Genomic DNA, 15,555 nt, shown 5'->3' with positions numbered 1-15,555 from the left:
AAATAAGGGTGTGAATTTTTACCTTAACTTCTCTATTTAGAAGCAAGAATAAATTTTAAAAACGATAAAAAGATAGATTTACCAGTGCGTATGAAAAGGAAAGATAATATCTGTGTTATTAAAAGGCACAAATATTATATTTTGTGTTTTAAATTTAACTTTATAAGACTCTGAAATTAGTGTTTCAAAATGTTTTTTAAAGTTAAATAGAGTGTCGTTAGGAGTAACATTATTAGAGTTAAACCTAACATCAGTTAAATTAAAAAGAATACTTTCTGTACTTTTTGGCGAAAAGTAAAATGTATCTGGATTATAAATTTTCCAGACATTTTCTTTTGTTGTAGTCTTGGTTGTAACATCTTCTAATGTATTATTAGAAGCGCTATAACCAAAAAGACTACATAGTAAAAGAAAGTATAAAATCTTTTTCATGGCACAAAAGTACCTAAAGATGAGTAAAATAAAAGACTTAAATTGTTAAATTTAATCTAACTTTTCTGTAAGCTTTTTAAATACCTTTTTTGGGTTTTTGTTTTCGTATAAAATCTCATAAACCGCATTTATTATAGGCAACCGTGTTTTTTTAAGGTTTTTTTCATTTAATAAATGAGCGCTTTTAGCGGCATAATAACCTTCTGCAACCATATTCATTTCCATTTGGGCAGATTTTACGGTATAGCCTTTACCTATCATATTTCCAAACATACGGTTTCTAGAAAATGTAGAATAGCCCGTAACTAACAAATCACCCAAATAAGCAGAGTTATTAATATTACGCTTCATTTTATGCATTTTTTTAATAAAACGCTTCATTTCTCTAATAGAGTTGCTCATAAGTACACTCTGGAAATTATCTCCGTACCCTAATCCGTGGGCAATTCCCGCAGCTATGGCGTAAATGTTTTTAAGCATTACGGCATATTCTACACCAACAATATCATCGCTAATTTTGGTTTTTATATAATCGCTAGATAATTTATTGGCTATTTTTCGTGCTTTTTTTGTGTCTGCACAAGAAATGGTTAAATAAGATAAACGTTCTAAGGCTACTTCTTCGGCATGACATGGACCTGCAATAACGGCTATGTTTTCTAAAGGAATATTATAAAATTCATGAAAATGCTCACCAACCAATAATCCAGTTTCTGGTATAATACCTTTAACAGCCGAAACAATAATTTTATTTGATATGTTTATGGTTAATTTTTCCAGCTCACTATGAATAAATGCCGATGGGATAACAAAAAATAACACATCTGCCCATTCTGCAATTTCGTTAATATCATTACTTAATTTAAGTTGATTTAAATTAAATTCAACAGAACTTAAATAATTGGGATTGTGTTGTTCTTTTAAAAGGTGTGCTTTAGTGTAAGCGCTTCTCATGTACCACCCAACTTCATCAGCATTTTCACAAAGCATTTTCACAATAGCTGTTGCCCAACTTCCACCACCAAAAACCGCATATTTTAAAGGCTTTTCCATAAAAAAATCAAGTAGTTTTTCAGTTCAAAAATACGTAAAATATTAAAGTTTGTTAGATACTTAAACTAATAATAACATTTTTTTGGCATGCGTTTTGAACTACAGATAATATAAACCCTAAAATAATTCAATATGAAAACTATAAAATTACTTTTTGCTTTTGCATTATCTGCAACTTTATTTACATCATGCCATACAGAAATTCGTGTTGATGATTTTGATGAGCCTACAATTTCAATAAATCAGTTGTTAAGCTCTTATGAGTTGTGGTATGTCGATATCAATGCAACCAAAGGATACGGAGAAACCCCTTTTTTACAAAAAGCATTTACAATATCATTTAAAGGAGGCGTGGTGTATGCAAATAATAATATTGTAGGCTTAGGTAGTAACGGAAATGGGTATGGAATTGACGTTGGAACTTATGATGCTTATGATATGATTTTAGATGTTTTTCATGATATTGATGGGTTTTCTACTTTCGACGTTTATCAAATAGATAGCAACACTATTGAGCTTTACAATCCTAATAATGATACATCTTATTTTTTAGATGGTTATCAAAGAAATACGTTTGATTACGATTACGTTTTTTATGATAATATTCACTACTTCTTACAAGAATATGAAGCTTGGGAAAAAATATATACTAGTAATTTTGGAGCTATAAATGAATTTGATAACGAAAACTTTTTACAGTTTTTACCAGGAGGTAATGATTCAACCTTTAAAAGTTCACAAGACAATGTAGGAACTAATGTAAATTATCTTTATTGGGATTACACAGGCATTTACGGTGTAGGGAATGTTACGGGTAATATGTATTTAAAAACTTTAACATTAGATTATGATTTCTTTGACAATGAATTCTTTGAATTAAGCGTTATAAATGACGAAACCATAGAGTTGTATCATCCATCATCTGAAACCGTGTATGAGTTTAAAGGAAGAGGATATATACAGTATTTAAAAACTACAGATTCAAAAGGTAAAACTATTGAGGTAGAAAAGAAACGTAAATTTAAAAATGACAGGGTTGATAACCCTAGAGAAAATACAAGAGACTAAACATTTGGTAAGAGCCAAAAAGATTAGGTTTTTTAAAAATTTGGTTGGTTATTTAGTTTAGAAACCGCTTTAAAGTAACTTCACTTTAAGCGGTTTCTTTTTTCTAAAACTCATTTAGATAATCAGAAAAATCAGCATTTTATTTTGCACAAAAACAAACAGTTACAAAATTTAATAATTTTTTTAAAGTAATGGCGCAAGATTAATTTAAATCTGTCATCTAAAAAAGTAGATAAAATTGAAACGTGATTTATAACAGTATTGTTTAGCCCTTTTAATTATGCTACTAATGAAGACATTTACATTTATAAAAGATAAAGGGACAAGAGTGTTTGGAATTGGCAAGATGAATCCGTTGGATGTATCTCAAGCTGCTATTATTGAAATGAAATTAGAAGAAATTGCAGCAATGAAATTGAAAAGAAAAATTTTAGACATGAAGTTTAAAGTGAGTGAATTTTCAATTTCTATTAACGATTGTATTGCAACTGTTAAAGGAATAGCTCCTAGTCAAGAAATTAAAGAAAAAATAATTTTAATTGTGGGCAATTCTGTAGGTATTGATAAAGTAGAAGATTTAATAATTGTTAAAGATAAATCTACTGAATCTAAGTTTTATACGGTTAGAGAAAAAGATTCTTTAGGTAAGATAGCCAAAGTTTTTTATGGAAACCCCAAAATGTATTACAAAATATTTGAGGCAAACAAACCAATGCTATCTCACCCAAATAACATTTATCCAGGTTTAGTGATACGTGTTCCAGTTGCTAATGGTATGCCTTAGCTTAGTTTTTCTTTTTTATAAAGCCCAAATGTATTAGAGTGCTTTAACTAATAATTCTGCTGTAGCAGGATTTGTAGCAAGTGGCACATCATGTACATCACATAATCTCATGAGCATATTAACGTCTGGTTCATGAGGATGCTTTTCTAAAGGGTCTCTAAAAAAGATGACCATTTTGCATATTCCTTCAGCAACTCGTGCAGCTATTTGGGCATCACCACCAAGTGGGCCAGATAATAATCGGGTAACTTTTATGCCTGCTTTTTCTACTTTACTTCCTGTAGTACCAGTAGATATTATATTGATGTTTTTTTCTTGAAGTTTTTCTTTATGATGATTTAAAAACTGAACCATTTCAGCTTTTTTACCATCATGTGCAATTATGGCTATTTCCATTCTTAATCCTATTATAAATTATTGTACATAAAACGAAATTAACTAAATGAAAATTTCATTCAAAACTAAGTTATTTTACTTATAAAAATTCATTTCATCTAAATATTTCCATACATTATGTGGTAATAAGGGTTGTATGTTTTTACCTTCTTTTATAGATTTTCTTATGAAAGTTGAAGAAATTTCCATTACAGGAGCGTTAATATAATGCACCTTTTTATGGTTGTTAAATTCTGTTTCTATGGGCTCTTTTAACATTCTTGGGTAAACATAAATATGGTAATTTTCAATAATAACACTAGCGTTTTTCCACTTATGAAAATGTTTTAAATTATCTTCTCCCATAATTAGGCAAAATTCATGGTTTGTGTATTTTTCTTCTAAATGAACAAGCGTATTAATGGTATAATTAGGTTGTGGTAATTTAAACTCAATATCACTAGGTTTTAATTTAGGATAATCTTCAGTGGCTCTATAAACCATTTCTAAACGTTGGTAATTATCTAAAAGAGAACTTTTTTTCTTAAATGGGTTATGAGGGGTTACAACAAACCAAACTTGATCTAGGTCGCTAAACTCAGCAAAATGGTTAGCAATAACTAAATGACCAACATGAATAGGGTTAAAGGAACCAAAGTATAAACCAACCTTCATTATTAAGAATTTACAAAGTTGTTAACTAAAGTTTCGGCTTCAGTAAGTGCGTGTTCTAAAGTATCATTTATAATAATTTCATCAAATAAAGGAGCTGTTGCTAATTCTGCTGATGCTTTAGCAACCCGCATACTTATTTTTTCTGGGCTTTCTGTTTTGCGTTTTTTTAGCCGTATTTTAAGTTCATCAATGCTTGGGGGTTTTACAAAAATGGCTAATGTTTGCTCTGGGAATTTACGTTTAATGCGTAAACCGCCAGAAACATCAATATCAAAAATAACGTGTTTGCCCATTGCCCAAATACGCTCAACTTCGGTTTTTAAAGTGCCATAAAAATTATCTCTATAAACTTCTTCCCACTCTAAAAACTCTTCGTTTTTAATTTTAGTTTTAAATTCTTTGGCAGATAAAAAATAGTAGTCTTTTCCGTTTACTTCAGTACCGCGTTTTTCACGTGAAGTAGCCGATATTGAAAACTCTAAATTTAAATTTTCAATATTTAATAAATGCCTTACAATGGTTGTTTTTCCAGAACCCGATGGTGCTGAAAATACAATTAATTTGCCTTGTTTTTTCTTTTGTTCAATCACTAATTAAAACGTTTTTAATTAAAGGACATTCAATAATTGTTCCTTAATTTTTTCAAGTTCATCCTTCATTTGTACTACTAATTGTTGCATGGGGGCGTAGTTACTTTTTGAGCCAATGGTGTTTATTTCTCTACCAATTTCTTGCCCTATAAAACCTAGTTTTTTTCCGTTAGAATCTTTGGTGTTTAAGGTTTCAATAAAATAGTTTAAGTGGTTTTTTAAGCGCACCTTTTCTTCTGTTATATCAAATTTTTCAATATAGTATACCAATTCTTGTTCAAAACGGTTTTCGTCATATTTCTCCTTTAGTTCTTCAACGCCCTTTAGCAACCTTTCTCTAACTGCTTTTATGCGGTCAGGATCCATTTTAATTACCTGCTCAAGAATAGTATCAATATTTTCAATACGTTTTCTAAAATCTGCTTCTAGAGTTTTACCTTCATTTAATCTATAATCATTTAAGGAGGTTACTGCATTATCAATTTCGGTTTTAATAGCATTCCATTCGTCTTCATCAATTTCTTCTCGCACTGTATTTAGAGCATCGGGAAACCTAACCGCCATTTTAAGCAACTCTATTTCATCGCCATTAACTACATCTTTTAATTGTTTGATGTATTGATTTACAACTGGTTTGTTAATTTGGGTTGAAGAGTCATCTGCAGTAACTTCAACATAAATAGAAAAATCTACTTTACCACGCACTAATTTATCAGCAAGTAATTTTCTAATTATAAGTTCTTTTTCTCTATAAATAGTAGGCATTCTTGCATTTAAATCAAGATTTTTACTGTTTAGAGATTTTAACTCAATGGTAATTTTTTTTGTAGGTAATTGCAAAACAGATTTTCCGTAACCTGTCATTGAATAAATCATAAGCTTGTGTATTAAGTTAGCAAAGGTAACTAAAACCTAAATGTATTGAAAATGCAGATTATAACTAAAATAAATGCTTTAAATTAGCTTACTTTTTGTTTGATGTATTTATTTTGAAGATGAAAAAGCGTATTACTTTAAAACATATTGCTAATGAGTTTGATGTGTCTATAGCCACAGTATCAAAGGCATTGAGTGATAGTTATGAAATTAGCGCCAAAACAAAAGATAAAATTCAGCAATACGCCAAGGCACATAATTACAAGCCCAATAGTGTAGCCTTAAGTTTGCTTAACAAAAAAACCAAAACCATAGGCGTAATTATACCCAATATTATGAATACTTTTTTTGCCAAAGTGTTTGTGGGTATTGAAGAAAAAGCAACCGAAAAGGGGTATAGTTTAATTTCTTGTATTTCAAATGAATCTCATGAAAAGGAGCTTAAAACTATGGAACTTTTAAAAAATGGCACTTTAGATGGTTTTATTTTATCTCTTGCAGAAGAAACCCAAGTAAAAGAAAGTTACCAACATTTAAAAAATGCTATTAATGAAGGTGTTCCTATGGTTATGTTTGATAGGGTAACACATGAAATTGAATGTGATAAGGTAGTTGTTGATGATTTTGAAGGGGCGCGTCATGCTACCAATCATTTAATAAAAACAGGTTGTAAAAAAATTGCATTAATTTCTGTGATAGATAATTTAAGTGTTGGAAAATTAAGAGCCGAGGGTTACAAAAAAGCTTTAATTGAAAATGATATACCGGTAGACCCAAAGCTTATTGTTAAGATAGGAAAGCATGATGATTTTGAAACTTTAATGAAGATTGTTCTAGGCGATAAATCTATTGATGGATTGTTATGTTTAGAAGAAAGTTCGGCAGTTGAATCTCTAGAAATTGTTAAACGTATGGGATATAAAATTCCTGATGAAATGTCTATCATTTGCTTTACAAATGGTAAATTACCACAATACGTATCACCTAAAATTACCACTGTTAGTCAGCACGGGAAATATATTGGCGAAATGGCGGCAACCATACTTATAAACAGATTAGAAGGAAATGCCGAAGAACCATTTCAAACAAAAGTGATTAAAACAAGTTTAATTGAAAGGCAGAGTACAAAACCGTTAAAATAAAAAAAGAAGCCTAACATAATTTATAGATAGACTTCTTTTTTGTTAAAAACAACCAAATAATTATTTTTTCTTCCAAATATTTTCCATTTCCTCTAGTGTTTTACCTTTAGTTTCAGGTACAAATTTCCATACTAATAAGGCCGCTAAAACACCCATAACACCATAAATCCAATAGGCAAAACCATGGTTAAATGTTTCTAATAAATAGGTGTTTTTATCTAACATAGGGAATGTCCATGAAACTAAATAATTAGAAATCCATTGTGCAGCTACAGCTACGGCTAAGGCTTTACCTCTAATTTTATTAGGAAAAATTTCAGATAAAAGCACCCAACAAACAGGTCCCCAACTCATAGCAAAACTAGCCACATAAATTAGCATAAAAATAAGGGCTCCTATACCCACAGATTCCATAAAAAATGAAGTACCTAAAGCAAACATTGCAAAAGCCATTCCTACGGCACCAATTATCATAAGCGGTTTTCTACCATATTTATCTACCGTCATTATAGCTAGAACAGTAAAAATTAAGTTAACAGACCCAACAATTATGGTTTGTAATAATGCCGCGTCTGTTCCAGAACCCATACTTTTAAATATTTCGGGCGCATAGTAAAGCACTACATTAATGCCAACAAATTGTTGAAAAACAGATAGTAAAACACCAATTATAATTACCGTTATACCAAAAGAGAATAATTTACCAGAATGACTAACTACTGTATTTTGAATTTCACCTAAAATCTTTTTAGCTTCATCAATACCATTTACTTTAGTTAAAACCTGTAAAGCTTTTTCTGGTTGTGATTTTAAAACTAACGATCTAGGTGTGTCTGGAACCATAAATAACATTAATAAAAATAATCCAGCAGGAATTGTTTCAGAAGCAAACATCCATCGCCATCCTATAGTATTTAGCCACGAATCGTCACCTTGTTTAGCTATGTAATAATTAACAAAATAAACCACCAACATACCAAAAATAATAGCAAACTGGTTCATTGAAACTAGCTTACCTCTAATTTTTGCAGGTGCAATTTCAGCAATGTACAAGGGAGAAAGCATAGAAGCTAGTCCAACACCAATACCTCCTATAATCCTGTAAACAATAAAAATATAGATAAAGGTATGATCTGCTTCTCCAATAGGTTTAACAAGCATTTCTGGCATTGCAGACCCTAAGGCCGAAAGCAAAAATAGAATAGCAGCTAAAATTAATCCGTTTTTACGTCCTAATTTTTTACTAATTACACCTCCAGAGAGTCCTCCAATAATACAACCTATTAAGGCACTTGAAACAACCAACCCTAAGCGGGAATTTGCAGCAGTTTCTTCTAGTCCAAATGGTAATACAAAGAAGTGTTCTAAAGAACTTACTGTACCTGAAATAACTGCTGTGTCATACCCAAATAGCAGCCCACCTAATGTGGCTACTAAAGTTAGTTTAATTAAATACTTAGAGTTAGTTGTTTCCATAATTTGTGTATTAAATATATTGGTTAATTATATTTTCAAAAAGTTCTTGTTTACCACTAATTAATGGTAATTCGCCATTTTCTTGAGCAATGTTATAAAGCGCTTTTAAATCAAGTTTTCCGCTTTCAAAATCTTTTCCTTTTCCAGAGTCAAAAGAGCTGTATCTTTCTTTTCTTAAGGTTTCGTATTGAGATGAAGATATTATTTTATCGGCGGTAATTAATGCTCTTGCAAATGTATCGGCGCCACCAATATGTGCATGAAATATATCTTCAATATCGGTTGAGTTTCTTCTAATTTTTGCATCAAAATTAACACCACCACCTTGTAAACCGCCAGCTTTAAGAAATACTAACATAGCTTCTGTGGTTTCTTGGATGTTATTAGGGAATTGGTCTGTATCCCAACCATTTTGGTAATCGCCACGGTTAGCATCAATACTTCCTAGCATACCTGCACTTGCAGAAACCTCTAATTCATGTTGGAAGGTATGTTGTGCTAAAGTAGCGTGGTTTACTTCAATATTCATTTTAAAATCTTTATCTAAACCATAGTTTTTAAGGAAACCAATTGCTGTAGCAGCATCAAAATCATACTGGTGTTTCATAGGTTCCATGGGTTTAGGTTCAATAAAGAAAGTACCCGTAAATCCTTGTCCGCGAGCGTAATCTCTAGCCATGGTTAAAAGTTGTGCCATGTGGTCTAACTCACGTTTCATATCAGTATTTAACAAAGACATGTAGCCTTCGCGTCCGCCCCAAAACACGTAATTTTCTCCATCTAAAGCCATGGTTGCATCTAAAGCTAATTTAATTTGTGCACCTGCTCTGGCCACTACATTAAATTCTGGGTTGGTAGCAGCACCATTCATATATCTTGGGTTAGAAAAGCAGTTAGCAGTTCCCCAAAGTAATTTTTTACCAGTTTCGGCTTTTTTCTCTTTAATATATTCAACAATGGTTTGCAATCTTTTTTCAGATTCTGCTAATGTTGGCGCTTCTTGAACCAAATCAAAATCATGAAAACAGAAATAGTCAAAACCCATTTTAGAAATAAATTCAAAAGCGGCATCGGCTTTATCTTTTGCAGCCTGAATAGGATCTGAAGCTTTATCCCATGCAAAGTTTTGTGTTCCTGGTCCAAATGGGTCTGCTCCTTGTCCACAGAAGGAATGCCAGTAAGCAATGGCAAATTTAAAATGTTCTCGCATGGTTTTACCAGCAACAACTTGGTCTGGGTTGTACCATTTAAATGCTAAGGGATTATCAGATTCTCTTCCTTCGTATTTTATAGCATCAATGCCTTTAAAATATTCCATAATTATAATGTTATTTATTTTTTAGTATTATTTCTAATTCTTTTTTCCAATTTAAATAAGCTTCTTGATAAGGAGCTTTGTCTTTTATAGGTGTAAAAGTCATTACGTGATCATTTTTAGTAATGCTGGCACCAAATTTTTCAAAATTACCATCGGTTAATCCAGCGGCTCGTGCAGCACCAACAGCTCCTGTGGTATTATAAATTTCAATTTCATGCCCTATAAGAGTAGCTACTGTTTTTGAGAAAATTTCGGCTCTAAATAAGTTGTCATTTCCAGCGCGAATGACTTTAATTTCGGCATTATCATTTTTTAAAATTTCCATACCATAAACAAAGGCAAAAGCAATACCTTCAAGCGCAGCTCTACATAAGTGCGCATTATTATGAAGGTTTAAATTGAAGTTTAAAAAGTGTGCGCCAATATTTTTACTGTTAAGCATACGTTCGGCTCCATTTCCAAAAGGAATAATTACAACACCATCTGAACCTATAGGAACTTCGGCAGCTTTATTATTCATAGCTTCATAAGAACCTATACCAATGTTATCTTTAAGCCAACGGTACATAATACCACAACCATTAATACATAATAATTTACCTATGGTTGTGTTTGTTGGTGTGTAATTTACATGAATAAAATGATTGATTCTTGATGATTCTTTTGATTGTAATTTATTGGTAACCGCATAAATTACCCCCGAAGTACCGCCAGTGGCAGCTACTTCGCCATGGTTGAAAATATTAAGTGATAAGGCGTTATTGGGTTGGTCTCCGGCACGATATGTAACAGGTACACCTGCAGGAATTCCAGTAGCCTCAAAAGCCTTGTTGTTAGTAACACCTTGGTTGGTAAAATTATCTACTATGGTGGGTGTTAAATTTTTATCAATGCCATAATAATTTAAAAGAGATTCGGCTAAAGCATCATTTTTATAATCCCAAAGAATCCCTTCAGATAAACTGTTTTTTGTGGTAACAATATCACCTGTTAGTTTGTAAGCAATATAATCACCAGGTAGCATATATTTATAAACTTGCTTGTAGATTTTGGGTTCGTTTTCTTTTACCCATTTTAATTTTGAAGCGGTAAAATTGCCAGGTGAGTTTAATAAATGTTCTGCGCAAAAGTCTTCGCCTAATCCTTTATGAGCAGTTTCACCAATTTCAACAGCTCTACTATCACACCAAATGATGGCGTTACGTAATGGTTTCCCATTTTTATCAACAATAACGAGTCCGTGCATTTGGTAAGATATACCAATACCTGCAATTTTTGAAGCATCGGCTTCTGTTTCGGCTAATACGCGTTTAATGGCTTTACAAACGTAGTTCCACCACATGTCTGGATCTTGTTCTGCCCAATCGTTTTGTAGGGCTAAAATTTCCATCTCTGTGGTAGGTTCGTTGAGGCTTAAAATATTTTCGCCTGATATGGCATTTACAAGAGCCACTTTTACAGAGGAACTCCCTATATCTAATCCTAAGTAGTACAAAATTTTAAAGTTTAGTTGGTAATTTAAACCTCTATTTATTATAGAGGTTTAAAGCGAAATGATTCTAACCTTAAAGATATTCAATTATTGTTAATATTTGTGTAATTTATAAATAAATAGCCTTGTTATTTATGTTTTAAAATTGATAAATAAGCAATGCTATATTTATATAGGATTATTTTGAAACCCTTGTATTAATGGGAGGTTTGAAAGGTTTCTTTGTTTTTATAAAAAGGAAGATGTAATTACTTAAACCTTTAAGTAATTTTTTAAAAATATAATGACTTTGATTATATATTTGATGAGTTTAAAAGTTAAAGATTAATTTAAGTGTTGCCCATTAATCTAGCACCCTTACGGATTATTTTTTTACTTTCTTTACCTTTTACAATAACACCGTTGCTTTCTACCCATACAATGGCTCCTGTTGGGCATCGTTCAATGGGTTTTTGGGTGTTATGGTTTTCTGCGTAATTAATATGGGGTAAATTATTTTTCATTGTAATTAATTCACCAGGGGCATCCATGGCACATTTTCCGCAGGCGGTACAACCTACTTGGCATTCTTCTAAAACAGCTTCTCCGTGTTCTAAGTTTTTACAGGCTACCCAAAGTTTATGGCTTATAGGTTGGAGAGAGAATAAATCTTTAGGACATGCTTCTACACAATCGCCACAGGCGGTACACTTTTCTGTGTCTACTACAGGTAATCCATGTTCATTCATGGTAATAGCATCAAAATCACATACCACTTCGCAATCACCATGTCCTAAGCATCCCCAAAAGCATCCTTTACCGCCACCTGAAACTAGGGCAGCTGCTTGACAACTTTGAATTCCTACATATTGTGCTCTATTAATAGCTACGTTGGTTCCGCCGGCACAAGCTAAACGCGCAACTTGTTTTTCTTCAGCACCTAAATCTACCCCAAGAAATTTGGCTATAGAGAGTCTGCCTTCATCTGTACTAACAGTGCATTTTCCAGGTAATGATTTTCCATGAACTAGAGCTTCTGCAAATGGTCTGCAACCTGGATACCCGCATGCGCCACAATTTGCGTGAGGTAACATATCTTCAACTTTATCTATACGAGGGTCTTCATAAACATAAAGCTTTTTGTTTGCAACTATAAGCATAATTGCAAGTAGTAAAGTTAACCCTCCAAGTGCGGCAATGGCGGTAATGATAGACATATTAATTCACGAATTTTATTGAAACATCATGTTTCTTTATTTAACAATTCACTTTAAAAAATAATTTCAGCCCATTTTCTACCAGCTATTAGTTCTGCTTTTCGAAGCTTCCATTTTTCTTCTGATCCTAGAACTTTAGAAAATGATTTGTTGAGTTTGCTAAGTATATTTGCATATCCTGCAACGTACACATAAGTGTTAGATTTAGAAAGTAGTTCTTTTAATTCTGCTGTTTGTTCTTCAATTACTTTTTCTAACTCAATAGAATCTGCCCAATGAGGTCTTGGACTTAGTGCATGAAATGCTTCAAAGGTATCTTTGTCATAGTAATTAGTTAAATCACCATCTTTATCATTTAAATACAATAATTCTAAACCGCTACGTGCACCATAAAACAATCTAATTTTTCCTTCCCAATTTTTTACATTTTTATAAATGTGTTTAATAAAAGCACGGAAAGGCGCAATACCTGTACCCATACCAATGAGTATCATGTTAGCTGTTTTATCATCAGGTACTTTAAATGGTAGTTGAAACGGCCCTGTAAGTGTTATTTCATCACCTTTTTTTCGGTTGCATAAATAATGAGAAGCAATACCTTTATATTCTTCACCATTAAAATCATCAACATACGAGCAACGTTTTACTAACATGGTAATTTTTGGATTACCATTAACTTTTGCTGGTAAATCTGCTACACTGTAAAGTCTATGATGATAAGTGTTTCCAAAATCTCCTGAGGCTTTTACCAATACGCCAAAACTTTGGTCTACCTCGCAATTAAATCCTTGGTCTTTAACTTCTAGTACAATTTCACGCACCTCTTCGGTGTCTTGTGGGGTTAATCTAGATGTTTTTTTAACCACTGCCTTATATTGTTTTTCGGTATCGAAATCTAATAAATGTGCCATGTTTATTTTATATTTTATTGTTATTCTTTATTTAATAAGTTTTAGGGGTTATTTCCCCTTTATCCTTTCGTTTACAAACGGTGGTACAACCACAATTAGAGCAGTTTCTTCTGCCTGCTAAAACATCGTCTTGAGAGTATTCTTCTTTAAAAACTTTTTTCCATAAGGTTTGCACTAGTACCCAAGCTACTGCTATAGTTACTATAAAACCAATTCCTATGATGAGTGATTTAATCATTTTGTTATTCTTTTTTAACCTCCTAAACCTGCAAATCCCATAAAGCATAGCGATAAGATGCCAGCAATAAATAGTGTTAAAGCTGTTCCTTTTGAAATTTTTGGAACTTCGGCAAATTCTAATTGTTCTCTTAATCCGGCAATTAATATTAATGCTAGTGTAAATCCTGCCCCGGCACCAAGCGCATATACTATACTTTCTAAAAAGTCATATTCTTTATTTGTTTGAAATAATGCTACACCCAAAATGGCACAATTTGTTGTAATTAAAGGAAGAAATATTCCAAGAGATCTGAATAAGGATGGACTTATTTTTTTAATGAACATTTCTACTAACTGCACGGTAGAAGCTATTACAACTATATAGCTAATAAGTTGTAAAAAAGGTGCACCAATACTTACTAAAAAAGCATGTATTCCGTAAGCACACATAGAGCTTATTAGCATTACAAACATTACTGCGCCACCCATTTTTGTGGCAGTTTCCATTTTTCCAGATACACCTAAGAATGGACAAATACCTAAGAAATAAGCCAAAACAAAGTTGTTAACTAAGCATGCATTTAGAAAAATAGTACCTAAAGATTCCGTATTCATGATTTTGTTTTTCTTGTTTGTATTCCGTTAATTATAAGTAGCCATATGGCTAGAGTAAAAAATCCACCAGCAGGTAATATCATGACTATCCAACTTTGAAATCCTTCAGGAAAAATAGCTATATTGAATATAGAACCGTTACCAAGAATTTCTCTTACTGCTCCTAAACAGAAAAGTGCAAACGTAAAGCCTAAGCCCATTCCTAAAGCATCAAAAATAGATTTTGATACGGTGTTTTTAGAGGCAAATGCTTCTGCTCTACTCAAAATCAAACAGTTTACCACAATAAGCGAGATGAAAGCTCCTAAGCTTTTATGTAATTCAACACTTATGGCTTGAATAGCATAATCTGTTACCGTAACAAACGTAGCAATGATGAGAATATATGAGGCTATACGTACCTGCTTAGGAACAAAATTTCTTAATAGAGAAACTAAAATATTAGACATTAACAAAACAAAAGCGGTGGCCAATCCCATGGCAAGAGCATTTTCTGCCGTATTAGAAACAGCCAATACTGGGCACATACCTAGTACCTGTACAAATACGGGGTTGTCTTTCCACAATCCTTTAATAAACTCATCGGTTGAGGTTACCTTTTTCTTTGATGAAGCATTGTCATTGCTCATTGCTTTCACTTGTTTTATGATTGTTGTTCTTAAAATGATTATATAAAATTGGAACTAAGGTTTCTGTACTTGTTCCAATAATATTTCCTATAGCTCTTGATGAGATTGTAGCTCCGGTAATGCCGTCTATTTCCCAAGGGTTTACTTTTTCGCCTTGTTTTACAGTAATTACTTTGTTGTTTAACTCTTTTTTGTTGGATGTTAAACTAACATCTAGTGCTTTAAAATTGTTTAGAAAATGTACTTCCTTTTCAATTTTATCACCCAGTCCTGGAGTTTCTTTACTTTCTAAAACTTGAAAACCAATGAGTATTTCTTTATCTGGTTTATACCCATACAATACCCTTATAATATCTGCATATCCTTGTCCCGAAGCTTCTACGGCATACCCTACAATATTGTTATTATCATCATACCCTGCGTAAACTGTAGTTTCGGTTTTGTCTCCTGCTTCCATTTTAAATAATTCTCCGTTGTTATTTACACCAAAAGCTTGGGTTTTAACGGTTCCTGGTAGCACTTCAAAAATGGCTTTTTCTAGTGCTTCAGCCTTTAATTTTTGTACACGTGGTAGTGTTAATTCAAAGGTTGTAACTATAAGCAACGCACTTATAATCCCAATACTAACCATAGCCAATAACATTTTTTTGCTACCAGCAAGATTTTGTTTTTTTATGTTAGCAACTTCACTCATGCGGCTTTCA

General features: G+C 32.4%; 18 protein-coding genes. 3 read left to right on the top strand and 15 right to left on the bottom strand.

Features of this window, described 5'->3' with window-relative positions; all coding sequences use genetic code 11:
* Nucleotides 1-78 precede the first annotated feature (78 nt).
* Both BWZ22_RS06100 and BWZ22_RS06095 read right to left on the bottom strand, forming a co-directional pair.
* Entirely contained in the window at nucleotides 79-432 is a 354-nt protein-coding gene (locus BWZ22_RS06100) for a hypothetical protein (protein ID WP_076698679.1), read from the bottom strand.
* A gap of 51 nt (nucleotides 433-483) precedes the next feature.
* Nucleotides 484-1,485, bottom strand: coding sequence for an NAD(P)H-dependent glycerol-3-phosphate dehydrogenase (locus tag BWZ22_RS06095; RefSeq protein WP_076698678.1), 1,002 nt, complete (start codon nucleotides 1,483-1,485; stop codon nucleotides 484-486).
* Nucleotides 1,486-1,617: 132 nt separating this feature from the next.
* Between BWZ22_RS06095 and BWZ22_RS06090 the strand changes: the two genes are divergently transcribed.
* Both BWZ22_RS06090 and lysM read left to right on the top strand, forming a co-directional pair.
* Nucleotides 1,618-2,553: a nicotinic acid mononucleotide adenyltransferase gene (locus BWZ22_RS06090; RefSeq protein ID WP_076698677.1), complete on the top strand. Its 936-nt coding sequence runs from the start codon at nucleotides 1,618-1,620 to the stop codon at nucleotides 2,551-2,553.
* 289 nt (nucleotides 2,554-2,842) lie between these two features.
* Nucleotides 2,843-3,337 (top strand): peptidoglycan-binding protein LysM, encoded by a 495-nt coding sequence (gene lysM, locus BWZ22_RS06085; RefSeq protein ID WP_076698675.1) that lies wholly within the window; start codon nucleotides 2,843-2,845, stop codon nucleotides 3,335-3,337.
* A gap of 33 nt (nucleotides 3,338-3,370) precedes the next feature.
* On the opposite strand, the gene BWZ22_RS06080 is transcribed toward lysM, so the two are convergent.
* The 4 genes from BWZ22_RS06080 to BWZ22_RS06065 form a co-directional block, all read right to left on the bottom strand.
* Nucleotides 3,371-3,733: a methylglyoxal synthase gene (locus BWZ22_RS06080; RefSeq protein ID WP_076698674.1), complete on the bottom strand. Its 363-nt coding sequence runs from the start codon at nucleotides 3,731-3,733 to the stop codon at nucleotides 3,371-3,373.
* 75 nt (nucleotides 3,734-3,808) lie between these two features.
* The gene (nadD, locus tag BWZ22_RS06075) at nucleotides 3,809-4,387 is read right to left on the bottom strand and encodes a nicotinate (nicotinamide) nucleotide adenylyltransferase (protein WP_076698672.1); all 579 of its coding nucleotides are present in this window, start codon (nucleotides 4,385-4,387) and stop codon (nucleotides 3,809-3,811) included.
* A gap of 2 nt (nucleotides 4,388-4,389) precedes the next feature.
* Nucleotides 4,390-4,974 (bottom strand): guanylate kinase, encoded by a 585-nt coding sequence (gmk, locus tag BWZ22_RS06070; RefSeq protein ID WP_083692441.1) that lies wholly within the window; start codon nucleotides 4,972-4,974, stop codon nucleotides 4,390-4,392.
* Between the two features lie 21 nt (nucleotides 4,975-4,995).
* Complete coding sequence (locus tag BWZ22_RS06065; protein ID WP_076698669.1) at nucleotides 4,996-5,853, bottom strand: YicC/YloC family endoribonuclease; 858 nt, start codon at nucleotides 5,851-5,853, stop codon at nucleotides 4,996-4,998.
* A 119-nt stretch (nucleotides 5,854-5,972) separates the two neighbouring features.
* Between BWZ22_RS06065 and BWZ22_RS06060 the strand changes: the two genes are divergently transcribed.
* Entirely contained in the window at nucleotides 5,973-6,995 is a 1,023-nt protein-coding gene (locus BWZ22_RS06060; RefSeq protein ID WP_076698668.1) for a LacI family DNA-binding transcriptional regulator, read from the top strand.
* A gap of 60 nt (nucleotides 6,996-7,055) precedes the next feature.
* Here BWZ22_RS06060 and xylE read toward each other — a convergent pair whose 3' ends face one another.
* From xylE to BWZ22_RS06015, 9 genes are all read right to left on the bottom strand, one after another.
* Nucleotides 7,056-8,471: a D-xylose transporter XylE gene (xylE, locus tag BWZ22_RS06055; RefSeq protein ID WP_076698666.1), complete on the bottom strand. Its 1,416-nt coding sequence runs from the start codon at nucleotides 8,469-8,471 to the stop codon at nucleotides 7,056-7,058.
* A 10-nt stretch (nucleotides 8,472-8,481) separates the two neighbouring features.
* Entirely contained in the window at nucleotides 8,482-9,789 is a 1,308-nt protein-coding gene (gene xylA, locus BWZ22_RS06050; RefSeq protein ID WP_198027655.1) for a xylose isomerase, read from the bottom strand.
* Between the two features lie 10 nt (nucleotides 9,790-9,799).
* Nucleotides 9,800-11,284 (bottom strand): xylulokinase, encoded by a 1,485-nt coding sequence (locus tag BWZ22_RS06045; protein WP_076698663.1) that lies wholly within the window; start codon nucleotides 11,282-11,284, stop codon nucleotides 9,800-9,802.
* Between the two features lie 326 nt (nucleotides 11,285-11,610).
* Nucleotides 11,611-12,477, bottom strand: coding sequence for an RnfABCDGE type electron transport complex subunit B (locus BWZ22_RS06040; RefSeq protein ID WP_076698662.1), 867 nt, complete (start codon nucleotides 12,475-12,477; stop codon nucleotides 11,611-11,613).
* Nucleotides 12,478-12,530: 53 nt separating this feature from the next.
* A complete protein-coding gene (locus BWZ22_RS06035) occupies nucleotides 12,531-13,388 on the bottom strand; it encodes a ferredoxin-NADP reductase (protein WP_076698660.1) in 858 nt (285 codons plus the stop codon).
* A 31-nt stretch (nucleotides 13,389-13,419) separates the two neighbouring features.
* Nucleotides 13,420-13,626, bottom strand: coding sequence for a hypothetical protein (locus BWZ22_RS06030; protein ID WP_076698659.1), 207 nt, complete (start codon nucleotides 13,624-13,626; stop codon nucleotides 13,420-13,422).
* 14 nt (nucleotides 13,627-13,640) lie between these two features.
* The gene (locus BWZ22_RS06025) at nucleotides 13,641-14,222 is read right to left on the bottom strand and encodes an electron transport complex protein RnfA (RefSeq protein ID WP_076698657.1); all 582 of its coding nucleotides are present in this window, start codon (nucleotides 14,220-14,222) and stop codon (nucleotides 13,641-13,643) included.
* Nucleotides 14,219-14,851 (bottom strand): electron transport complex subunit RsxE, encoded by a 633-nt coding sequence (rsxE, locus tag BWZ22_RS06020; RefSeq protein WP_076698656.1) that lies wholly within the window; start codon nucleotides 14,849-14,851, stop codon nucleotides 14,219-14,221. The genes BWZ22_RS06025 and rsxE overlap by 4 nt, the downstream gene beginning before the upstream one ends.
* Nucleotides 14,841-15,545, bottom strand: a complete 705-nt coding sequence (locus BWZ22_RS06015) for an RnfABCDGE type electron transport complex subunit G (protein ID WP_076698654.1) — start codon at nucleotides 15,543-15,545, stop codon at nucleotides 14,841-14,843. Before BWZ22_RS06015 ends, rsxE begins: the two co-directional genes overlap by 11 nt.
* Between the last annotated feature and the right edge of the window lie 10 nt (nucleotides 15,546-15,555).

It is taken from the genome of Seonamhaeicola sp. S2-3, assembly GCF_001971785.1.
Taxonomy (GTDB): domain Bacteria; phylum Bacteroidota; class Bacteroidia; order Flavobacteriales; family Flavobacteriaceae; genus Seonamhaeicola.
This window is presented reverse-complemented; position numbering and strand designations above follow the sequence as displayed.